This window comes from Kineosporia babensis (genome assembly GCF_021129305.1).
Classification (GTDB): domain Bacteria; phylum Actinomycetota; class Actinomycetes; order Actinomycetales; family Kineosporiaceae; genus Kineosporia; species Kineosporia babensis.
The window spans coordinates 26858-48834 of record NZ_JAJOMB010000022.1 but is presented as its reverse complement, the minus strand read 5'-3'; the positions used below and the strand labels follow the sequence as shown (position 1 = coordinate 48834).

The following is a 21977-nucleotide window of genomic DNA, read 5'->3' as shown; positions in this document are numbered from 1 at the left end:
CGCTGGGCCCAGGAGGTCTGGCTCAGAGCAGGCCGGCGGCCTTCAGGGCCAGATACCGGTCGGCCAGTTGCGGCGGCAGATCCTCAGGCGAAGCGTCCACCACATCCACGCCCATCCGCCGCAGCTCGGCAGTGGTTGCCGTACGGTCCAACTCGGCCCGTCCGGCCGCCGCCGCCCCGTAGACCGCATACGCGTCACCACGTCCGTCGGCCATGGCCGCCATCTGCGGATCGGCCACCGAGGCCACCACCACCCGATGCCGCGTGCAGAGCTGACCGATCACCGGCATCAGCCCTTCCTCAATCGCCGCACCCTCCAGCGAAGTCAGCAGCACCACCAGTGCCCGCTGCGACGTCCGCGAAAGCACCGTCGACACAATGGCCGGCCAGTCCGCCTCCACCAGATCCGCCTCCACCGGGGCCATGGCAGTCACCAGACGCGGCAGCAGATCGCTGCGGCTGGCCCCTTCCACCCGAGCCCGCACCCGGCGGTCCATGGCCAGCAGATCCACCCGGTCGCCCGCCCGGGAAGCCAGCGCAGCCAGCAACAACGCAGCATCCATGGCCGCATCCAGCCGCGGCTCGTCACCCACCCGGGCGGCCGAGGTGCGCGAGGTGTCCAGCACCAGCAGCACCCGGCGGTCACGCTCCGGGCGCCAGGTACGCACGACCACCGCTCCCCGCCGGGCCGTGGCCCGCCAGTCGATCGACCGCACATCGTCGCCGCCCACGTAATCACGCAGCGAATCGAACTCGGTGCCCTGCCCGCGCACCCGCAGCGAGGTACGGCCGTCCAGTTCACGCAACTGCGCAAGCTTGCTGGGCAGATGCTTGCGCGAGCCAAAAGGTGGCAGCACACGCGCAGTTCCGGGCGCCGGCAGCGAGAACTGGCGGGCCGCGACACCGAGCGGACCGAAGCTGCGCACCGTCACTTCTCCGGCCCGGCGGTCACCACGGCGGGTAGGACTCAGCGTGGTGACCAAGCGACGGCTCTGTCCGGCCGGAAGGTCCACCGGGTGACGGTCGAGCGCAGCCCCGGCCGAGGGCTGCCAGGCATCCCGCAGCGAACCGCGCACCGTGCGCCGGCCCGCATTCGTCAGCACGAACGACGCGGTGGTGGCGGTGCCGAGCCGGACCGTGGCCACCGGTTCCCGCCGCACCCGCAGAGCCCGCGGCGATCCGGCGAGCAGCAGATCGGCCAGCACGACCACGGCGAGCAGCCCGGCCCAGCCCAGCAACGATCCCCAGCCCGGCCACAGAACAACCGGAATCAGGCCGACCGCGGCCAGAAGCACCGCGCGCCCACTGATCGTCACCGGGGAACGGGAACGCTGGCGAGCACGGTGTTCAGCACGCCGTCGGTGGTCAGGCCCTCCAGTTCGGCCTCCGGGCGAAGCTGCATCCGGTGCCGCAAAGTGGCCGGGGCCAGCGCCTTCACGTCATCCGGGGTGACGTACGGCCGCCCCTGCATCCAGGCCCAGGCCCGCGAGGTGTTCAGCAGACCAGTGGCACCACGAGGGGAGACTCCGAGCGCCAGGGAAGGCGAGGAACGCGTGGCCTGCACGACGTCGACGATGTACCCCATCACCTCACGGCTCACCTCGACGGTACGCACCGCCCGGGTGGCGGCGGCCAGATCGGCCGGGCCCGCCACCGCCTGTACCCCGGCCGCGGCCAGGTCTCGCGGGTCGAAACCGGCGGCGTGCCGGGCCAGCACCTCAAGCTCCACGTCACGCGGGGGCAGCTGCATGTGCACCTTGAGCAGGAAGCGGTCCAGCTGCGCCTCGGGCAGTGGGTAGGTGCCCTCGTACTCGACCGGGTTCTGGGTGGCCGCCACGACGAACGGGTCGGGCAGCTTACGGGCCTGGCCGTCCACGCTGACCTGGCGTTCTTCCATCGCCTCGAGCAGCGCGGCCTGGGTCTTCGGCGGCGTCCGGTTGATCTCGTCGGCCAGCAGCAGGTTGGTGAAGACCGGGCCGTTGCGGAACGAGAACTCGCCGCTGCGGTTGTCGTAGACCAGCGAGCCGGTCACGTCGCCGGGCATCAGGTCGGGGGTGAACTGCACCCGGCTGGTCTCCAGGTGCAGCGCCGCCGAGATCGAGCGCACCAGCAGGGTCTTGGCGACCCCGGGCACCCCCTCGAGCAGGATGTGGCCCCGGCACAGCAGCGCGATCACCAGCCCGGCCACCGCGTCGTCCTGGCCCACCACGGCCTTGCGCACTTCGTTGCGCACCCGGTTCAGCGCCTCCCGGGCGGTCTCGGCGTCGCCGTGCTGCTGGTCGGTGTCCGGGTACACGGTCGGGTAGTCGGTCACGAGGCGAGCCTCTCAGATCGTGAGGAGTTCAACGGTTGCGGGTGGGGGAGGGCACGACGCCGGCGGCACGTTCGATCTGGTCCAGCCGATCGGCCAGTTCGACCAGTTCGCCGTCACTGCCGGGGGTGGGACCGATCAGAGCCTGCCCGATCTCGTACTGGTTGCCGCCGGTCCGGGCCGCCACCTGGACGACCAGCTGTTCCGGCGTAATGCCCGGGGAGGCAGCGATCCGGCTGGCCAGACGCCGGAGGGTGGCGGTACGCAAGGTGGCGGCGGCACGGCCGCGGGCGTGGAACTGCCGATACAGCCGGGCCCGGCCCTCCTGGGTCTCGGCCGCCCGGACGATCACCGGCAGCGGTTCGCCGACCAGGCGACCGAAACGCCGGGCCCGCCAGAACATCGCCAGCAGGGTGATCAGACCGATCTGGATCAGCACCCACACCACCCAGTCCGGCGCCAGTTCGTCGATCGACTGCCGCTGCCCGGAGCCGACCACTTCCAGCGGATCGGGCATGTACCAGACCAGTTCGGGCTGCGCGCCGAAGGTGTGCAGGGCCAGCGCGGCGTTGCCGCCGGCGGGCAGGTACTCGTTGGTGATCAGGTCGGACTGACCGATCACGATGATCTGCTTGCCCCCTGACACGGTGACCACGTACGTGCCGCGATCGGTAGCGCTGTCCACGTCCGAGGTGTCGTCCGAATCGGACTGGGGGTAACAGATGGCGACCCCGCCCTCGGAGGCGCCACCGGAGCGCGCGTACAGATTTCCGCCTCCCCGTACGGCTCCGGCGGTGACGGCGGCCTCGATCGAGCAGCGAGGGTCGCGCACGTCCAGGCGATTGCTGTAGCCGGCGGTACGTACCTGCGGGGCAAGCACACTCAGGGTCAGCTCGTCCGGCTCGATCAGAATCAGGCGGGACGCGTCGTCGCGGGCCAGACGGTCGAGCTGCTCCGGAGCCAGCAGCTTGGTGTCGGTGACGACCAGGGTGCTGTTCGGCGTGGTGGCCTCGGTGACTGCGGTGGAGCGTTCTGCCTGGATCACTTCCACCCCCTGCCGCTGAAGCACCTGGGCCAGACCGCGGCTGCCTTCCGGCGCGGGGTTGGCCGGGCTGAGCCGGCGTCCGTCCGAGGAGGTGGGCACGGTCAGCGCGACCACGGCGACCGAGAGCGCGATGACCACTGCAACGGCCAGCGGCCAGCGCGAGCGGATGGCCAGAGCACGCAGATCCTGAATTACGGACGGGGTGGTCGCCGGCGCTTCCACCGTGGTCTGGGTGGGTGGCTGGGTCATGCCGGCACCACCGGCTCCGCCTTGGCGCTGCGCACCTTCTCGTCCAGCTCCCGAAGGAATCGGTCCACCTCCGGCCCCGCTGACTCCGTCAGCTCCAGATGCCCGTAGCAGACGTCGTCAAAATGCCGTGCCGCAGTAAGCAGTTCCCCCGCCAACCCAGGCACCGCCGCCCCACCGTCGCGCGCTACCTCAGCCGCAGTAGCCCCGGGGGAGGCCGAAACCAGCGCACGCTCGGACAGCTCGCGGGCAACCGCCCGGAACCGCTCCAGCACCGCGTCGGCCCACTCTCCCTGAGCGGCGTGCCGGTCAGCCGCGGACCGGTGATCGGCGGCGGTGGTGACATAGGCCGGCAACACCGCCGCAGCCTTACGCCGGTACTGGCGCCGAATACCGCCGGAGTACCAGATCGCGAACACCGCAGCGATCACCGCCAGCACCGCCAGCACCGTCACGGTGATCTGCACCGGGGAGTCGAAACCCGGCTGCAGGTTGTCGAACTTGTCCTGGACCCACTCCAGTGCCCGCTCGATCAGGCTCGGCCGGGCGTCCTGGTACTCCCGGCGCGAGAGCTCCTCGAGCATCCACTGCCGCGCCTGCTGCCGGTCCGGGTCGAGCGGTACCTCGGTCAGGAGCCAGTTCACCGGGGCTGCTCCGAGCGCAGCACCTCGACGTCCATGCCCTCACGCCGCATCCGCAGGTCGAGATAGAGCAACGCGACCGCGCCGGCGGTGAACGGGTAGACCACGGCCCCGGCCATGATCGTGCCGATGTTGGTGATCAGCAGTTGCACGAGCTCCCCGGAAGCACCGGAGAAGTCGGCCACCCCGGCCAGCAGCACCCCGATCACGCTGAACGGCACCGAGAAGATCTGCTGCACGATGTAGGTGATCACGGCGGTGAGCAGGGTGATCCCGAAGACCCGCCAGAACGTCCCGCGCACCAGCCCGAACGAGCGGCGCAGGGCCGCGGCCACACCCAGGTTCTCGAGCAGCAGCGCGGGTGCCGCCACCGACCAGAAACCCAGGTAGAAGGCCAGATAGGCGACGAAGCTCAGGAGCATGCCGACGATCAGCACGATCGCCCCGACGACCTCGGCGCCGTCCAGGGCGAGCAGCAGGATCAGGCCCGGCGCCACCCCCAGGGCGATGATCAGCGGGGCGATCACCAGCAGCAGCAGCGCCAGCCCGAGCAGGGCCCACAGCCGGGGCCGGGTGCGCTGCCAGAGCGCGCCCGGGGCCAGAGTCTCCCCGCGCACCGCCGCCCCGACCGCGACGATCAGCAGACCGGTGATGATGGTGGTGGCCAGCAAGGACTGGACCATGGCGATCAGGATGGTGATCCCGCCGGCCCCGATCAGCTCGGCCAGGTCGCTGTTGCTGATCTCGGCGCTCTCCGGCGCGGTGCTGATCGGGCTGTTGACGATGGTGTTCAGGGCGAAGGCCTGGGGCACGGTGCCGATCAGCGTGATGATCGCGCCGACCACGGCCGCCAGCCCCACCATGGTGCGCGGGTTGGACCGGATGACCCGGATCGCGCCGTCGTAGATCTCGCCGATGCTCAGCGGTCGCAGCGGGATGATGCCCGCGCCCCGCCCCATGCCGCGCTGCCAGCCCGGCTGCCCGGGGGCCGGGCTACCCCAGCCGCCCTGCTGCGGGGGAGCACCCCAGCCGCCCGGTTGCCCAGGCACGTTCCAGCCCGGTTGCTGAGGTCCGCCCCAGCCCTGCTGCTGGGACCCGTCCCAGCCGGGCGGAGGGGGACCGTTGTACCCAGGCTGCGGCGCATACCCCGGCTGCGGCGGCGGCCCGTTCCAGCCCTGCGACTGCCCCGGTGCATTGCCACCCCACTGCGGCTGGCCCGGAGCGTTACCGCCGTACTGCGGCGACCCGGGAGGAGAGTTCCACCCCTGCGGCCCGGGACCCGCCGGGGGCGACTGCCCGGCGCCAGGAGCCTGGCCCCATCCCGAAGGCGGCGCTCCCCAGCCGGCCTGGGCCTGCTGCTCGTGCGGGTTGGGCGCCTGCCCCCACCCGGGCGGGCCCGCCACCGGGCCGTCACCAGGTGTGCCAGCCACCTCGTCCTTACGCTGTTCGCCCTGGTCGGAGCCGTTTTCGGGAGGCAGGGGACCGGGCCGCTTCTCCGGTTCGCCGCCGGGACCCGTCCATCCACCCGGTTGATCGGACACCCGACAACCCCTCCCGTTCGCTCCACACCGCCGCCGGTACCGCGTTCCAGGGACCACAACGAAGATCCCCGTCCTGGGGTTCATCCTGGCATGTCGGGGCAGAGCAGGGCGGCCGAGAGATCCCCCGGCGGCCGAAGAACGAGGAGCCCGTTTCGTGGTTTGACCCAGGTGTTTGACAACATGTCCCCCATGAGAGGCCGGGTTCTCGTCGTCGATGACGACAATGCGCTGTCCGAGATGCTCGGGATCGTCCTGCGGGGCGAGGGGTTCGAGCCGGTTTTCTGTGCCGACGGGGGTGGTGCGCTGGAGGCGTTCCGCGCCACCCGGCCGGATCTGGTGCTGCTCGACCTGATGCTGCCGGGCAAGGACGGCATCGAGGTCTGCCGCCTGATCCGCGCGGAGTCGGGCGTGCCCATCGTCATGCTCACCGCCAAGACCGACACCGTGGACGTGGTGCTCGGCCTGGAGTCGGGGGCGGACGACTACATGGTCAAGCCGTTCAAGCCCAAGGAGCTGGTCGCCCGGGTCCGGGCCCGGCTGCGGCGGACCGAGGAGCCGGCGCCGGAGGCCCTGGAGATCGGCGAGGTGTCGATCGACGTGGCCGGTCACGTGGTGCGCCGCGCCGGTGAGGTGATCTCGCTGACCCCGCTGGAGTTCGACCTGCTGGTCGCCCTGGCCCGCAAGCCCTGGCAGGTGTTCACCCGCGAGGTGCTGCTGGAGCAGGTCTGGGGTTACCGGCACGCGGCCGACACCCGGCTGGTGAACGTGCACGTGCAGCGGCTGCGCTCGAAGATCGAGAAGGACCCGGAGCGGCCGGAGATCGTGGTCACCGTGCGCGGCGTCGGTTACAAGGCCGGACCGGCCTAACCATGGCCGAGGGCCCGGCGGGCACGAGCACGGGGGAGCCGGCCCGGCCCGGCCGCGGTAAGGGCGGCCCAGCCGCCAAGGCCGGTGCGCCCAAAGCCGGTGCGCCCAAGTCCGGTGCACCCAAGAACAAGGCTCCCAAGCCCAAGGCAGCCTCGCCGTCGTCGGTGATTGCGATCCGGGCTCCCGAACCGCCCCGGCCCCGCGGCCCGGTCCGCCGGCTCACCGGCCGGATCCGGCGCTCGGTGCTGTCCCGGATCAAGAAGCTGCTCAAGAAGATCCGGCGGCGCTGGAGCCGCTCGATGCGGCTGCGCGTGGTCGCCACCACCATGCTGCTCGGCCTCGGCGTGGTGCTGGTGGTCGGCAACTTCCTGCTGATGCGGATCCGCGACGGCCTGATCGACTCCCGCACCGAGACCGCGATGGCCGAGGCCGCGGCGCTCACCCAGGACGCCAACAAACTTCTCGCGGCCAACGACTACCAGGACCCGGCGCGCCAGGAGAGCGACATCAACGACCTCCTGGCCCAGCTCCAGGGGCCGGACGGGCCGGACAACCGCGAGGTCGTGCTGCGCCGGGCCCAGCGCTCCACCCAGCCCACCGAGCTGAAGGACCGGGCCACCCGCGGCATCCCCTTCGACGTGATCCCGCAGACCCTGCGCGATGCGGTGAACTCCCGCGGCCGCCAGCAGTCGCAGATCACCACGGTCCCCACCAGCAGCGGTGAACGGGAGCCGGCCCTCGCGGTCGGCACGATCATCAACATCCCGCTCTCCGGCGACTACGAGCTCTACTTCGTCTTCCCGCTGGAACGCGAGAACCAGATCCTCGACCTGGTCCGGGGCACCCTGCTGCCCTCCGGCCTGGGTCTGGTGCTGCTGGTCGGTGGCGTGGCCTACGTGATCACCCGGCAGGTGGTCACCCCGATCCGGCAGGCTGCCAAGACCGCCGAGCAGCTGGCCTCCGGGCGGCTGGACCGGCGGATGAAGGTGCGCGGTCAGGACGACATCGCCCGGCTGGGGCGGGCGTTCAACGGGATGGCGGCCAGCCTGGAACGGCAGATCCACCAGCTCGAGGAGCTCTCCCGGGTCCAGCGCCGGTTCGTCTCGGACGTCTCGCACGAGCTGCGCACCCCGCTGACCACGATCCGGATGGCCAGCGAGGTCATCCACGAGAGCCGTGACGACCTCGGCGACCCGATCCTGCGCCGCAGTGCGGAGCTGCTGCAGGCCCAGGTCGACCGGTTCGAGCTGCTGCTCGGCGACCTGCTGGAGATCAGCCGGTTCGACGCCGGCGCCGCGGTGCTGGACGTGGACTCGGCCGACGTGCGCGAGGTGGCCGAGCGGGTGGTGGACAACCTGCTGCCGCTGGCCGAGCGCAAGGGCAGCACCATCGTCCTGCAGCTGTCGTTGCAACCCTGCGTTGCCCAGATCGACTCCCGCCGGGTGGAACGGGTGGTGCGCAACCTGGTCGGCAACGCGATCGAGCACGGTGAGGGCCGTCCGATCGAGGTGCAGGTGGCCGAATCGGCCGATGCCGTGGCGATCGCGGTACGCGACCATGGGGTCGGGCTCAGCTCCGAAGAACTGAGCATGGTTTTCAACCGTTTCTGGCGGGCCGATCCGGCCCGGGCCAGAACCATCGGCGGTACCGGCCTGGGGCTGTCCATCTCCCAGGAGGACGCGCACCTGCACGGAGGCTGGCTGCAGGTGTGGGGCGAGCCCGGCGTCGGGGCGGTGTTCCGGCTCACGCTGCCCAAGAAGGTCGGCGCGCTGCTGGTCGGATCGCCGCTGCCCCTGGTGCCGCATCTCGGCCAGGAGACCGGATCGCTGCCGGCGCTGACCGCGGGCCCCGAGATCGAGGGGCAGCTCGAGGAGCCCGAAGTGGGGTCGCAACCGTAGTGATGGCGCACGGCTTTTCCAACAATGGACGGGGTGGTCCCGTCGGCGGGGGACGTCCGGTGAGCGTCGACCGGCTTCGGGCGAAGACCCTGCTGGTGCTCACCCTGGTCGCGATGCTGGGGCTGAGCGGCTGCGCGACGATTCCCGACCACGGCCCGGTGGTCAGCGGCGACGTGGTGAACGACGATCCGCTCGAGGGGGTCTTCCGGCTCGCCGCGGAAGGCCCGAAGGCCGGGCAGACCCCGGTCGAGGTGGTGCGTGGTTTCCTGGCCGCCAGTGCGACCTACAGCGACGACCACGCCGTCGCCCGGAGTTTCCTCAGCCCGGAGCGTCGCCTGGTCTGGCGGCCGGACACTTCGGCCACGGTCTTCCGCTCGCTGACCACGCTGACCACCCGTCAGCTCAGCGACGGCGCTGAGATCCCGGAGCAGGAAGCGGCTACCCCCAGCGCATCGACGGCCGGGACGCCCACCAGTGCCACCCCCGCCTCCACCGCTGCCCCCGGAGTCGCCCGGGCCGCAGGGAGCACCGATCGAGAAGTAGCCGAGGTAGTGGTTCGTACCCCTGCGATCGCGGAGGTGGACAGCAGCGGCCGCTACAGCGTGGTGGCGCCCGGAGCCAAGGTCGAGCAGCGCTACTTCGGACTGGTCCGGATGGACGACGGCCACTGGCGGATCAACTCGCTCGACGACGGAATCCTGATCACCCGCAACGACTTCAGCGTCACGTTCAAGCCGTACGAGGTCTACTTCCCCGACCCGTCCGGTGAATACCTGGTGCCGGCCCCCCACTGGTTCCCCAGTGCGCCCGGCTCCCCGGAACTGCCCACCACTCTGGTCCGGGCCCTGCTGGAGGGGCCGCCGGACTGGCTGGAGGACGCGGTGGCCTCCAGCGTCCCGATCGGCACGGACATGTCGGTGAGCGCGGTGACGGTGGAGAACGGCACCGCCACAGTGGACCTGACCAGCCCGGCCCGGGATGCCGACGACCGGCAGCGACAACTCATGCTGGCCCAGTTGCAGACCACGCTGGGCCAGTTGCCGAACATCTCCTCGGTCCGGATCACGGTCGATCAGGTCACCTTCAACATCCCGCAGGACTCCGGCCCTCGTCCGGTCGTGGACCCCTCGGTCGGTGCCGCAGCTGTCGGCATCGACACCAAGGGACGGGTGGTCCGCCTTGCGGTTGAAGGCAACGAGGTGGTGGAAGGGCTCGAGGCACTCACCCAGTACAACTCGGTCTACGGACTCACCTACCCCGCAGTGTCCTACGACGGCGGCTGGTTCGCCGCCCTCTCCAGCGATCGCACCCGGCTCTTCCTGGCCGAGGCCGGCGCCGACAGCACGTTCCAGCTGCGCGGCAGCGGAATGACGGCTCCGTCGTTCGACCCGCGGGGCTGGGTCTGGACGGTCGGCGACACCGGAGTACAGGCCACGTACGCGGCGGACGCCCGGTCGGAGGAGTCACGGGTGGACGTGGACGCTTCCTGGCTGGAAGGTTTCGAGGTCGAGGCCATGCGGGTCTCCCGCGACGGCACCCGCGCGGTGCTGGCCATCACCGACGGCGGCACCCCGCACGTGTTCATCACCGGGATCGTCCGGGACGACGACGGTCGCCCGTCCCGGCTGACTCAGCCGATGGGCCTGGTACCCGACCTGGTCACCGTGCGCGACGTGGCCTGGGTGGACGAGAGTCACGTCGCGGTGCTGGGCCGCCGCAAGGCCGGGGCCGCCAACAGCGGCGACGAGCAGATCCAGACCGAGGTGGAACGCCCGTGGATCGTCGAGATCGGCGGGCGGATCCAGCCGATCACGGCGGTGACCGGTGCCCAGACGATCGCGGTGGGCGACGGGCCCGCCTCTTTGGTGGCGGGAACGGCGAGCGACACACAAGGACGCTCGGGGTCCACCTGGGCGAAGATCTCCAGTGCCCGGTGGCCGGCTTTTCCGGGCTGAGTGCGGCGTGAGTCCTTACGGTTAAGTCCGGAGGATGCTCCGGATTACCCTGGGTGCCAGCTGATCGGAATGTGCGCAGCGCACGACCGTGATTGTCCCGTGATCGGCCCTGCCCTGAGTGCCAGAACGCTTTGTGATCTGCCTGTGATCGTGGGTGAAACCGGCTTCGATTTCCCGGTGAAGAGCGCAATGCCGAACGGTTCCGATCCGCCAGGAAGCTCCGCAGGATTGGGCCGAACGAGTGGATCCGGATTCGGCCCGGGCCGGATGCCCGGCGGTTTTCCGGCCGTTCGGCCCGAGTGCCGCCAAGGCTGCCCGTTCTACATTCCACAGGTAGGCACGAAGGCGTCCTTATCCACAGATCGGCCGATGCGGCAGATCGGCCGTAGTGAACGCGGCAGGGTGGAAACATGCTTTTCGAACCGAAAGCTGTGAATTTCCCGTCGCCCGCGGCCGGGAACCGGCCGCCGGCCTGGCGTCTCGGGCTCGGCCTGGTCTGGCCCGCGACCTGCGCCGGGTGCGGTGCTCCGGACGTGCAGTTGTGCGAGCCGTGCCGGCGGGTGGTGTCCGGCCCGGCCTTCTTCGAGCCGATGGTCGGCTGGCCCCCGGGCTGGGGCGTCTGGGGCGTCACGGCCTACGGCGGCACCTCGGCCCGGCTCGTCGTGTCCTGGAAGGAGCGCGGTCGGCACGACCTGACCTGGCCGTTCGGCGCAGGTCTGGCGGCCGCGGTGCTGGCCTGCCGGCAGGCCAGCGCGGCCCCGCCGGAGCCTTGGCTGCTGGTGCCCGTGCCCTCCACCTCGGCGGCCCGGCGCAAACGCGGCGGCAACCTGGTGGCGGCTCTGGCCCACCGCGCGGTCCGGTGCGGGGGCTCGGTCTGGGCAGCCGGCGGTCACGGCGCCCCGCCGAGCGTTGCCGAGATTCTCACGCATCGGCGGGATGTCCAGGATCAGGGCGAACTCTCGGGCCGGGCGCGCCGAAAAAACCTTGCCGGTGCACTTGCCGTTCGCCCGGGGCTGCGCTTTCCTCTCCTGCAACGCGGTTGCGTCATCGTCGATGACGTCGTCACGACCGGTGCAACCGTGGCCGAAGCGGCTCGTGCGCTCACTTCTGCGGGTGCTCGGGTCGTCGGGGTATGCGGCCTGACGGTGGCATTACGTCGACAGGGGGTATCCACATCCGAATAGCTGCTCTAGCCTCTTCGCACGGCGATACGGCAGTCGCCACTTCCGCCCTACGCGCCGAATTCCGCGTGGACTGCAGGAAGGAGGATGTCGACAACCAGCCGGCTTCCTAGGCCGGCGATTCCCCATTGATGCTCAGGCGCCCGGTGCCTCCATTCCGCCGGACGGAACTAATCGAGAACCCGCCCCGTTCGGTCAGGCACATGAGGCGTAGCAACGGCTACAGGAGGATTCTTCGTGGACATCGTGATTACTGGTCGGCACGTTGAGGTTACGGACCGATTCCGGCGGATCGCCGAGGAGAAGCTGGCGAAGGTGTCCCAGCTCAGTCCGACCGCCTTTCGGATCGACGTCGAGCTGTCCCACGAGCGCAATCCCCGTCAGTCCAGTCAGTGTGAGCGAGTAGAGATAACCGTCCGTGACCGAGGGCCGGTGATCCGGGCCGAGGCCTGTGGTCAGGACGAGCTCTCCGCCCTCGACATCGCCTTCGGCAAGCTGCTCGAGCGGCTGCGCCGCACCAGCGACCGGAAAAAGGTGCATCACGGCCGGCACGCTCCCGCCACGGTGCGCGGGGCCACCGCCAACGGCCGGGCGAGCGCGATCGCCCACGCCGGAATCGCCCTGGCCGAGCGCCCGGTCGAAGGGCTCAACGGCACGGCCCTGAACGGCGCCCCGGTCCGCACCCCGCTGGACGACGCGGCCGAGGAAGAAGACGGTTTCGCCGCCACGATGGACTGGGCGAACCTGCCGGAGGGGGCCGAGGCACTGGCCGACAGCCCGGTGCTGATCCGGACCAAGGACCATCCGGCCTCGCCGATGACGATCGACCAGGCGCTCTACGAGATGGAACTGGTCGGTCACGATTTCTTCCTGTTCGTCGATGCCGCGTGCGGCAAGCCGTCGGTGGTCTATCGTCGGCGCGGATGGAGCTACGGCGTGATCCGACTGGCGGTCGACGCAGAGGCCGAGGCCGAAGCGACGGCCTGAGTGCCCCGAGTGCAGCGGACCCTGCACCTTCCGTAAGCCCGACCGCAACCAGCGGTCCTCGCCCGCCGGGCCCGGCCACCGCCGGCCCGGCGGGCGGTGCCGTTCCGGCGTCAGCCGGTGCCCGCCCCGCCCGTGAGCGGCTGAGTCTGGCCCAAGCTCGCCGGATCGCCCTGGCGGCCCAGGGTTTCGGCGTGGAACGGCCGTCGGGCCCGATCACCGCCCGGCATCTGCAGCGGGTCATCGACACCGTGGGCATCCTGCAGATCGACTCGGTCAACGTGCTCTCCCGAAGCCACTACCTGCCGGTGTTCAGCCGCCTCGGTGACTACCCACGTCCGTTGCTGGAAAAGGTGGCCAACAACGCTCCGCGCCGGATGGTCGAGTACTGGGCGCACGAGGCCTCGTTCATCCCGCCGCAGACCCACCGGCTGCTGCGCTGGCGGATGGACCGGGCCGCGCACGAGTCCTGGGGCGGGATGCAGCGCATCGCCCGCGATCGCGCCGACCTGCTCGAGGAGGTGCTCGAGGTGGTCGACCGGCACGGCCCGCTGACCGCCTCGGCCGCCGAGAAGATCCTGGACGACGGCCGCCCCCGCGAACGCACCGGTGAATGGGGCTGGAACTGGAGCGACGTCAAACGCGCCATCGAGTACCAGTTCTGGGCCGGGCGGATCACCTCGGCCGGCCGTACCCAGCAGTTCGAGCGCCGCTACGCCCTGCCCGAGCGGGTGCTGCCCAGCGCGGTGACGGCCGCGCCCGACCCGGACCCCGAGGACGCCCGGCGGGAACTGGTCCGGATCGCGGCCCGGGCGATGGGTGTGGCCACCGAACGCTGCCTGCGCGACTACTTCCGGCTCAAACCGGCCGAGTCGCAGGCCGCTGTGCGGGATCTGGTCGAGGCCGGGGAACTGCTGCCGGTGACTGTGGACGGCTGGGGAAGGCAGGCCTATCTGCACCCCGGCGCCCGGATCCCGCGCCGGATCACCGCCCGGGCCCTGCTCAGCCCGTTCGACTCGCTGGTCTGGGAACGCCCGCGGACCGAGGCGCTCTGGGACTTCCGGCTGCGCCTGGAGATCTACACCCCGGCGGCGAAACGGGAGTTCGGTTACTACGTGCTGCCTTTCCTGCTCGGCGACCAATTGGTCGGCCGGGTCGACCTCAAGGCCGACCGGGCTCCCGGGGGCGGCGGGCAGTTGCTGGTGAAGGCCGCCTACTCCGAGCTCGGCGTGCCGGCTGCGGCGGTGGCCGGTGAACTCGCCGACGAGCTGCGGCTGATGGCGCAGTGGCTGGAGCTGGACGGTGTGAAGGCCGAGAAGAAGGGGGATCTCGGCCCGGCCCTGACCAAACTGTTCCGCTCCTGAGGCGACCTTTCAGATCGAGGCGGGTCAGCGTCCCTCATTCGGTTCTGGATCCGAGGCGAGCCGGGCGTGCAGGTGCTCGTCCGAGCGCCTGCCGTCCACCGGGTACTGCATCGCCTGGCGCATCACGCCCTCCTGCAGATACCCGCCGCGCCGGGCGACCTGACACGAACGGGCGTTCTCCACGGCGTGGTACAGCTCGATCCGGTGCCAGCCCAGCCGTCGGAACACGGTGGCGCTGGCCCGGGCGAGCCCGCTGGAGGCCAAGGAACGACCGCGGGCCTCGGGCAGCAGCCAGTAACCGACCACTCCGGTGGCCAGGTGCGCATCGAGCAGACCGAACCGGATCTGGCCCAGCACCTGCTCACCTGGCCCGGTGACCGCCCAGGCTGCTCCGCTTCCCTGACCCCACTGATCCGACCAGGAGTGGATCGCGGCCAGGGCAGCGTCCCGGTCGTCCAACAGCTGCGAGGCGTACTGCCGCACCAGCGGATCCTGCATCGCCAGCGGGATCACCGGGGCGTCGGTCGTGGTCCACGGGCGCAGCCGATGCCCGTCCGCCAGCTTCAGCTCGGGCTGGCGCTTCACGGGTATTGGAGGGTGAGCAGATCCGAGGGGACCATGTCGTACTTCACCAGGTCACCGCGTGGTCCCCCGTCGGGCGGCAGATGTACCCCACGTTCCAAGCCCAGGCGCCGGAAACCGGCCTTCTCTGCCACTCGTTGCGATGCCAGGTTGTCCACGCTCGCCCGGAGACCAAGATTCCCCCAGCCCAGGCCGCCCTCCTCCGTAGGTAGAAGCGCGTGCCTGGCGCCCAGGAACGCTGCCTCGGTAGCCAGACCGCGCCCCCTGGCCTCCGGATGCATCCAGTAGCCGATCTCACCCTGGTTGTCGCGCCGGTCGTGGATGAACACCACCACCTCGCCCAGCATCAGGTCGGTCTGCGGGTCGGCGATCGCCCAGCTCACTGCCTTCCCGGTGGCGTTGTTCTCGGCGTCTCGGCGAAGGTGGGTGCGGGCGTCCTCAGCGGTGTAGTTCTCCTTGATGCCGGGGATCCAGTACTTGTTCGCCGGGTCCGCGTGCCCTTCCACAAAACGGGGGACGTCGGACTCGACGGACGCACGTAGCCGCACCGAGCGTCCGTTGATGGTTACCGGGTCGTACCAGGGGTGGGTGGGCGTCAGGGGAGTGTTCTCGTCGATGCGCATCGAGGCGAGCCAGCCGTCCACGATCTTGCCGCGGTGTTCTAGCAGACCCGGCAGGGAGCCCTCCACCGTGAACCCCACCGACCAGGCCGCCCGCCGGCTGGCCCAGTTACCCACGTTGGCGCGCCACTGCACCACCTCGATGCCCTGCCGGGCGCCCCAGGGGAGGGCCAACCGCAGCGCCCGCGACATCAGGCCCTTACCCCGGGCCTGCGGCGCCAGGGCGAAGCCGAGCTCCGCCAGGGCAGGCAGGATCGGCCTGCGCAGATCCACCGCCCCGACCAGGTTGCCCTCGTACTCGATGCCGAAGTCGAACCGCGATCCCTCGGCCCACGAGCGGCGCCCAGCCGCCACGTACTCCAGCGCATGCTCACGCCGGTACGGCCACGGCACCGTGGTCCAGCGCTCCATCGCCGGATCGTTGCAGTAGGCGACGATCGTGTCGGCATCCTCCTCACGCAGTTCGCGAAGAGTCACCAAACCGTCGGTGAGCTGGGGGACAAGGCCGCTGGAGGGGGACGACAGACCGGACACGCAAGCGAGCCTGACCCATGTTGGGGGGTGGAGCAAACACGTTTGGGTGCTAAGCCTGTCTACGATGTAGGGCACGGCGCCGGACCGCCGTTCGTCATGCCTAGAAGCGGTAGTGTGATCTCTGCGGGTCACGGTGCCGGACAAAGCACGGTTGAAGGACTTGGAGCGCGCCCCGTGGTGAAGATCGTCGAGAAGCTGCTGCGAGCCGGTGAAGGCCGCACACTGAAGCGTCTCCAGAACATGGCCGCGCAGGTCAACGCGCTCGAGGACGACTTCGTCAGGCTCAGCGACACCGAGCTGCGGGAGGAGACCGAGCGGTTCAAGGCCCGGCACGCCGACGGCGAGAGCCTGGACGCCCTGCTGCCCGAGGCCTTCGCCACCGTGCGCGAGGCCGCCAAGCGCACCCTGGGCCAGCGGCACTTCGACGTGCAGCTGGTCGGCGGCGCGGCGCTGCACTCGGGCAACGTGGCCGAGATGAAGACCGGTGAGGGCAAGACCCTGGTCGCCACCGCCCCGGCCTACCTGAACGCGCTGGCCGGCAAGGGCGTGCACGTCGTCACCGTGAACGACTACCTGGCCGAGTACCAGTCCGACCTGATGGGCCGGGTCTACCGGTTCCTGGGCCTGTCGGTCGGCAACATCCTGTCGCAGATGACCCCGTCCCAGCGCCGCGAGTCGTACAACGCCGACATCACCTACGGCACGAACAACGAGTTCGGCTTCGACTTCCTGCGCGACAACATGGCCTGGAACGGCACCGACCTGGTGCAGCGCGGCCACTTCTTCGCGGTCGTGGACGAGGTCGACTCGATCCTGATCGACGAGGCCCGCACGCCGCTGATCATCTCCGGCCCCTCCGACTCACCCACCAAGTGGTACAAGGAGTTCGCCAAGATCGCCCGGGTCCTCAAGCGCGACGAGGACTACGAGGTCGACGAGAAGAAGCGCACCGTCGGTGTCCTGGAGAGCGGGATCGAGAAGGTCGAGGACCAGCTCGGCATCGACAACCTGTACGAGAGCGTGAACACCCCGCTGATCGGGTTCCTGAACAACGCCGTCAAGGTGAAGGAACTGTTCAAGCGCGACAAGGAGTACGTCGTCACGAACGGCGAGGTGCTCATCGTCGACGAGCACACCGGGCGCATCCTGGCCGGTCGCCGCTACAACGAGGGTCTGCACCAGGCGATCGAGGCCAAGGAGGGCGTGGAGATCAAGAGCGAGAACCAGACGCTCGCCACGGTCACCCTGCAGAACTACTTCCGGATGTACGACAAGCTCTCCGGCATGACCGGTACCGCCCAGACCGAGGCGGCCGAGCTGATGTCGATCTACAAGCTCGGCGTGGTCAGCATCCCGACCAACCGGCCGATGCAGCGCAAGGACCAGTCCGACCTGATCTACAAGACCGAAGAGGCCAAGTTCGCGGCCGTGGTCGAGGACATCGCCGAGAAGCACGCCACCGGTCAGCCGGTGCTGGTCGGTACCACCAGCGTGGAGAAGAGCGAGCACCTCTCCGAGCTGCTGCGCAAGGCCGAGGTGCAGCACGAGGTGCTGAACGCCAAGCAGCACGAGCGCGAGGCCGCGATCGTCGCCCAGGCCGGGCGCAAGAACCAGGTCACGGTGGCTACCAACATGGCCGGTCGTGGTACCGACATCATGCTGGGCGGTAACGCCGAGTTCACCGCGGTGGCCACGCTGAAGCAGCGCGGCCTGGACCCGGTGGAGACGGCCGAGGCGTACGAGGAGGCCTGGCCGGCCGCGCTCGAGGCGGCCCAGCAGTCGGTCAAGGACGAGCACGAAGAGGTCATCGAGCTCGGCGGGCTGTACGTGCTGGGCACCGAGCGGCACGAGTCCCGGCGGATCGACAACCAGCTGCGCGGTCGTTCCGGCCGGCAGGGCGACCCGGGCGAGAGCCGGTTCTACCTCTCGCTGCAGGACGACCTGATGCGGATGTTCAACTCGGCGATGGTCGAGTCGTTCCTGACCGCGGCCAAGGTGCCGGACGAGATCCCGATCGAGTCGCGGATGGTCACCCGGGCCATCCAGAGCGCGCAGAGCCAGGTCGAGGCCCGCAACTTCGAGATCCGCAAGAACGTGCTGAAGTACGACGACGTCCTCAACCGCCAGCGTGAGGTGATCTACTCCGAGCGCCGCCGGGTGCTGGAGGGCGCGGACCTGAAGGAACAGATCCGCCACTTCATCGACGACGTGCTGAAGGGCTACATCACCGCGGCCACCGCCGAGGGCTTCGCCGACGACTGGGACCTGGACCAGCTGTGGGTGGAGATGAACCGGCTCTACCCGGCCACGATCTCGCTGGGCGACGTGATCGAGGAGGCGGGCGACCGCGGCTCGATCACCCAGGACATGCTGATCAAGGAGCTCACCGCCGACGCGCAGCTGGCGTACGACAAGCGCGAGGAAGAGCTGGGCGAGACCACGGTGCGCGAGCTGGAGCGCCGCGTGGTGCTCTCGGTGCTCGACCGTAAGTGGCGCGAGCACCTGTACGAGATGGACTACCTGCAGGAGGGCATCCACCTGCGGGCGATGGCCCAGCGCGACCCGCTGGTGGAGTACCAGCGGGAGGGCTACACGCTCTTCCAGGCGATGACCGAGGCGATCAAGGAAGAGTCGATCGCCTACCTGTTCCACGTCGAGGTCGAGGTGCAGCAGCCGGCCGAGGCTGAGGGGCTGTCCCAGGACGCGCCCGTGCTGGTGGCCAAGGGCCTGGTGGCCGGTCAGCAGCGTCCGGCGCAGCTGCAGTACAGCGCGCCGAGCGAGGACGTCGGTGGTGGCGTCGAGGTGCACCAGGAGAACAGCAACGGCACGGTCACCCCGGCCGACGAGGACGGCAACCCGGTGAACCGGGCCTCCCGTCGGGCGGCGCGCAAGAAGGGCCGCCGCTGAGCCTGCGATGAACCGGTGAGGCGCTCGCGGTTGGCCCCGCTGTTGCTGAGCTTTCAGTAGACGGGCTTCGGTTCGGTCGATGAAGGACGGGTCCGGTCGTGTGTCGCACGACGGGCCCGTTCCTTTGTTCGGCTGGCCTTCTTGGGTGTTCGGTGCAGCTTGACCGGTTCGCACGGCTGGTTGCTCGGCTGGTTCGTCCGCGCGTGGGCGTGGCTTGTCGGCGGCAGTTCTGGTCTGGCGGGCTCGCGTTCGGGAGACCTTGTGAATCCAGTTGGCCTTCCGAGCGGTTGTGCCCGCGTGCCGCGTGCCGCGTGCCGCGTGCCGCGTGCCGCGTGCCGCTGGCCCGCTATCGCGTACCCTCGTGCCGCTGACCCGCATGCGGCCCGCCACCGCTGGTTCGGTGGCGGGCCGCGGCCGTTCAGCCGGCCGTCTTTCGCGAACAGCCGCTCCGGCTCTGCTCGATCCCGTCGGCTCGGGCGGTCTCGGTACCGGCTGCCTGCGCTCTGGCCGCTGCCGGGTGCAGGGGTGCGGTCCCTGTACCCAGGCGCGTCCGGCGCCAGGCTCCGTGCACCGAAATGCCGCTTTCGCCGGGGATCTTGCGGATCCGGGCAGAGCGCTCCGGCTGCTCACCTGGAGGCGACCGATCCCCGAAACCGGCCGCCCTCAGGCCTTGGCGGTTGTCCAACCGGTTACGCCTACCGGTCCGACATCCGGAGCCTGCTCTGAACCGGATGCCGGATCGGCACCCCGAGTTCGCGAAGTCCTTGAAGGTGGTGCGTCACGACGCGGCGGATCCGACACCGGCCCAGCCTGATGCCCCTTTCACGCGACACCCCCTGCTGGGCAGGAAGCCGACCCTGGCCCGCACTCTGACTGCTGACTCGAGCGACCGCTGTTCCCCAGATCGCCGACCTGGATAGGCGTGGTCAGACGCAGTAGCTCGAGTGACCACACGTCCGGAAGACATTGATCTTTCAGCCAGGCCAGGCAACCGTGACGCCGGTTTCGGTGGGCAATGTGCTCCTTCCGGCCTGAGGCCCGCGATCCGGTCGTTCCGCTAGCGTTCCTGCTTGGCCTGCATCTCGAATTCGGTGACGCGCCAGCGTCCGTGCAGCCCTTCCATCCGGAAAGCCACTGCCCTGATCCGCTGAGGCTCGTTGATGACGGCGCTGACTTCGTAGACCCCGGCTTTCGGGCTGCAGAGAACCAGCGCTCGCAGCCGAGGTTTTGCGCCAGGACCACTGCTGTTGCGCAACGTGCGAGCGGTGAGAGCACCTCTGCGGACCAGGGTTCCGTGTACTTCCGGGGTGGTCCAGCGCACCAGCTGAGTAGGAGGACGAAGTCCGCAGGCCACCTCCATCGCTGCCTGGATGAAAGCCGCTGCCCAAGGGCGTGGCTCGGGAAGGAGATCAGCAGCATCGGCTGTCTTTGAGGCGCCCGATTCTCCAGGCGCGCCGGCTGAGGATCCGGCCGACCGACGTGCGCCGGAGGCCGAGGAAGTCGGGCGGAAGTCTAATGTCGTCGCGCGCTTTGGGTCGCTGTCGAAACCTGTGGACCGCCGCATCGCCGGCTGCGGGCCCGTAGTCTTAGCGAGACGCTGTAGCCTTTCCGGTCGCAGGCCGGCCGTGTCGCGCAGAGACGGACTTTCCTGGGCGTTGCCCCGGGCAGCGGTGGGTCCAGCGGTGACTCCCCAAGTCACGCCGCCCCGGGCACCCCTGGGTGCATCAATGGTGTCCTGTTCTTCGCCGGACGTCTGGCCTCGGTCTGCTTCGGAGCTCTTGCCATCAGATGCATCTTCCGAAGCGCCACCCGGGCGGCTGTTCTCGCCGTGGCCCTGAGCAGCAGAACGTGACAGGTCGCTCGATGCCGACTGCAGCGTCCCCTGTTGGCTGCTGTTGCCGGCGAATTCCTCACGGGTGGCGTGCGGGAAGGACATGAACGGGTCGGCATCAGGAATGACCAGGGCGAGAATGCCTTGTCCGGGCGATACGGCGTTCGTCCGGTCCTCCAGGGGAATCCTCGCTGCGGCGCAGGGTTCGTTGCGGGGAACCGGCCGCAGTCGCAGCGGAGGAGGAGGGATCTGCGGCGATTTCGGCCGAGGCTGGGCGCGTCGGCGGCGCGGCTTGGCGGTGGAGGTTGCTGTCGGCGTGGTCATCGGCCGCTCTCCTTGGACTGGGACGCTGAGGTGATCGAATCCGGGGAACGCAGGCGCTCACCGGGCAGGAGCCGATGCGGATCGGCGCCGATCAGATGCCGGTTCACGCGGTACCAGCGCGGCCACTCGTGGGCTATCTCCGAGTCGGTGGCGCCCGGTCCGAGATGACGTGAAGCGATGGACCAAAGGGTGTCGCCCTGGCGCACGACGACATGCTTGCGACGCTCGTCGTTCGCAGCTGATGCCCGCCGGGCCGTGGGGGCAACCATCTCGATCTTGCCGTTGGGTGCTGAGGAGGTGGCAGCCGTCGGACGCGGTCGATCCGGGGTCCAGCCGGGCGAAAGCCTCTGAAGCAACTCTTCTCGCCCGGCCGGGGTGGGAGTATCGGCCCGAAGTGAGCTCACCCCGGCAACGCTGGCTCGTGAAGGCAGCGAAGCACTGGCATGCCCAGGTAAAGCCATGATCGTGGCCTGCGATCCCGAAACGGCCGAAGAGTAGGCCAACTCGGCTCGGGGCAGGGTAGACGCAGGCGCCTGCGACCCGGAGAACCCCGGTCTCGTCGGGGTCGTCGCCGGGGTGAACAACAACTCGGGATGAGCTGGACCACCAGCCGAGACCCGGGTGATCGACGGAGTCGACGCAGACGCCGCATGGGCAACGGTCGGTGCCGCGACCAGCGCGACGCCCAGCAAGGTGGCGACGGCGTTGCGGACCGTGGCCGGAGCGATCCGGCGAGCTGCGCAGGTGGCCGGAACGGCCAGCCGTGATGCTCGGCCCAGGACCGCAAGGGTGCTCGCAGCCAGAGCCGACAGCAGCCAGATCGCTACGGCGGTGCCCGCGCTGCCCGCGACCAGGCCGAGAGCCTGGTCCGGAAGTGCAGGTCCGGGCGCTCTGAGATGCGCCCAGGCGTCCACGGTGAGCCGGCCGAGCTGAAAGGCCAGACCGGCGACCAGGGTGAACGCGGCGAGCAGAAGAGCGGCACCGCGCGAGCGGCCGTGCTCTCTGCTGATCCGTGGTTTTTGTGACATTGAGACCCCCGTGGCCCACTCATGACACCGCTAACTTCATCGGACGACGTTTGATGTCGTTTGATGACCTTTAGTGTTGCCTGGAGTCGGGGGTCGCGTCCACTCCGCAACGATGCCTG

The 21977-nt window shown here is 69.7% G+C and carries 16 protein-coding genes; 7 read left to right on the top strand and 9 right to left on the bottom strand.

Going from position 1 to position 21977, the window contains the following annotated elements:
* Positions 1–22 precede the first annotated feature (22 nt).
* From LR394_RS42275 to LR394_RS31495, 5 genes are read right to left on the bottom strand one after another with little or no spacing between them, the layout of a single operon-like run.
* Positions 23–1315, bottom strand: coding sequence for a DUF58 domain-containing protein (locus LR394_RS42275; RefSeq protein WP_331283118.1), 1293 nt, complete (start codon positions 1313–1315; stop codon positions 23–25).
* The gene (locus tag LR394_RS31510; RefSeq protein ID WP_407937161.1) at positions 1312–2295 is read right to left on the bottom strand and encodes an AAA family ATPase; all 984 of its coding nucleotides are present in this window, start codon (positions 2293–2295) and stop codon (positions 1312–1314) included. Before LR394_RS31510 ends, LR394_RS42275 begins: the two co-directional genes overlap by 4 nt.
* A 46-nt stretch (positions 2296–2341) precedes the next feature.
* Complete coding sequence (locus tag LR394_RS31505; RefSeq protein ID WP_231448256.1) at positions 2342–3604, bottom strand: DUF4350 domain-containing protein; 1263 nt, start codon at positions 3602–3604, stop codon at positions 2342–2344.
* Positions 3601–4245: a DUF4129 domain-containing protein gene (locus LR394_RS31500; RefSeq protein ID WP_231448255.1), complete on the bottom strand. Its 645-nt coding sequence runs from the start codon at positions 4243–4245 to the stop codon at positions 3601–3603. The genes LR394_RS31505 and LR394_RS31500 overlap by 4 nt, the downstream gene beginning before the upstream one ends.
* Positions 4242–5672 carry a hypothetical protein gene (locus LR394_RS31495; RefSeq protein ID WP_231448254.1) on the bottom strand — a complete coding sequence of 477 codons (1431 nt, stop codon included), beginning with the start codon at positions 5670–5672 and terminating at the stop codon, positions 4242–4244. The genes LR394_RS31500 and LR394_RS31495 overlap by 4 nt, the downstream gene beginning before the upstream one ends.
* A 300-nt stretch (positions 5673–5972) precedes the next feature.
* On the opposite strand from LR394_RS31495, the gene mtrA reads away from it, so the two are divergent.
* The 6 genes from mtrA to LR394_RS31465 all read left to right on the top strand — a co-directional run bounded on the left by mtrA (position 5973) and on the right by LR394_RS31465 (position 14032).
* Positions 5973–6650 carry an MtrAB system response regulator MtrA gene (mtrA, locus tag LR394_RS31490; RefSeq protein WP_231448372.1) on the top strand — a complete coding sequence of 226 codons (678 nt, stop codon included), beginning with the start codon at positions 5973–5975 and terminating at the stop codon, positions 6648–6650.
* 2 nt (positions 6651–6652) lie between these two features.
* Positions 6653–8548: an MtrAB system histidine kinase MtrB gene (gene mtrB / locus LR394_RS31485; protein WP_231448253.1), complete on the top strand. Its 1896-nt coding sequence runs from the start codon at positions 6653–6655 to the stop codon at positions 8546–8548.
* A gap of 59 nt (positions 8549–8607) precedes the next feature.
* Positions 8608–10503 (top strand): LpqB family beta-propeller domain-containing protein, encoded by a 1896-nt coding sequence (locus LR394_RS31480; RefSeq protein WP_231448252.1) that lies wholly within the window; start codon positions 8608–8610, stop codon positions 10501–10503.
* A 410-nt stretch (positions 10504–10913) separates the two neighbouring features.
* Positions 10914–11687, top strand: a complete 774-nt coding sequence (locus LR394_RS31475) for a ComF family protein (RefSeq protein ID WP_231448251.1) — start codon at positions 10914–10916, stop codon at positions 11685–11687.
* 234 nt (positions 11688–11921) lie between these two features.
* Positions 11922–12671, top strand: a complete 750-nt coding sequence (gene hpf / locus LR394_RS43335) for a ribosome hibernation-promoting factor, HPF/YfiA family (protein ID WP_231448250.1) — start codon at positions 11922–11924, stop codon at positions 12669–12671.
* 140 nt (positions 12672–12811) lie between these two features.
* Positions 12812–14032: a winged helix-turn-helix domain-containing protein gene (locus LR394_RS31465; protein ID WP_269330111.1), complete on the top strand. Its 1221-nt coding sequence runs from the start codon at positions 12812–12814 to the stop codon at positions 14030–14032.
* Between the two features lie 24 nt (positions 14033–14056).
* Here LR394_RS31465 and LR394_RS31460 read toward each other — a convergent pair whose 3' ends face one another.
* Together LR394_RS31460 and LR394_RS31455 are read right to left on the bottom strand one after the other, a co-directional pair.
* Positions 14057–14617, bottom strand: a complete 561-nt coding sequence (locus tag LR394_RS31460; protein WP_231448248.1) for a GNAT family N-acetyltransferase — start codon at positions 14615–14617, stop codon at positions 14057–14059.
* The gene (locus LR394_RS31455; protein ID WP_231448247.1) at positions 14614–15768 is read right to left on the bottom strand and encodes a GNAT family N-acetyltransferase; all 1155 of its coding nucleotides are present in this window, start codon (positions 15766–15768) and stop codon (positions 14614–14616) included. Before LR394_RS31455 ends, LR394_RS31460 begins: the two co-directional genes overlap by 4 nt.
* A gap of 174 nt (positions 15769–15942) precedes the next feature.
* Between LR394_RS31455 and secA the strand changes: the two genes are divergently transcribed.
* On the top strand, positions 15943–18675 hold the full coding sequence (secA, locus tag LR394_RS31450; protein ID WP_231448246.1) for a preprotein translocase subunit SecA: 2733 nt from the start codon (positions 15943–15945) through the stop codon (positions 18673–18675).
* A gap of 1057 nt (positions 18676–19732) precedes the next feature.
* On the opposite strand, the gene LR394_RS31445 is transcribed toward secA, so the two are convergent.
* Positions 19733–20830 carry an Rv3235 family protein gene (locus LR394_RS31445; RefSeq protein WP_231448245.1) on the bottom strand — a complete coding sequence of 366 codons (1098 nt, stop codon included), beginning with the start codon at positions 20828–20830 and terminating at the stop codon, positions 19733–19735.
* Complete coding sequence (locus LR394_RS31440) at positions 20827–21858, bottom strand: LysM peptidoglycan-binding domain-containing protein (protein ID WP_231448244.1); 1032 nt, start codon at positions 21856–21858, stop codon at positions 20827–20829. The genes LR394_RS31445 and LR394_RS31440 overlap by 4 nt, the downstream gene beginning before the upstream one ends.
* Positions 21859–21977 lie beyond the last annotated feature (119 nt).

Bases quoted from the DNA above. Each gene is read 5' to 3' on its own strand.
- LR394_RS31505 (WP_231448256.1), bottom strand. From the start codon at position 3,604: ATGACCCAGCCACCCACCCAGACCACGGTGGAAGCGCCGGCGACCACC.
- mtrA (WP_231448372.1), top strand. From the start codon at position 5,973: ATGAGAGGCCGGGTTCTCGTCGTCGATGACGACAATGCGCTGTCCGAG.
- mtrB (WP_231448253.1), top strand. From the start codon at position 6,653: ATGGCCGAGGGCCCGGCGGGCACGAGCACGGGGGAGCCGGCCCGGCCC.
- LR394_RS31475 (WP_231448251.1), top strand. From the start codon at position 10,914: ATGCTTTTCGAACCGAAAGCTGTGAATTTCCCGTCGCCCGCGGCCGGG.
- LR394_RS31445 (WP_231448245.1), bottom strand. From the start codon at position 20,830: ATGACCACGCCGACAGCAACCTCCACCGCCAAGCCGCGCCGCCGACGC.
- LR394_RS31440 (WP_231448244.1), bottom strand. From the start codon at position 21,858: ATGTCACAAAAACCACGGATCAGCAGAGAGCACGGCCGCTCGCGCGGT.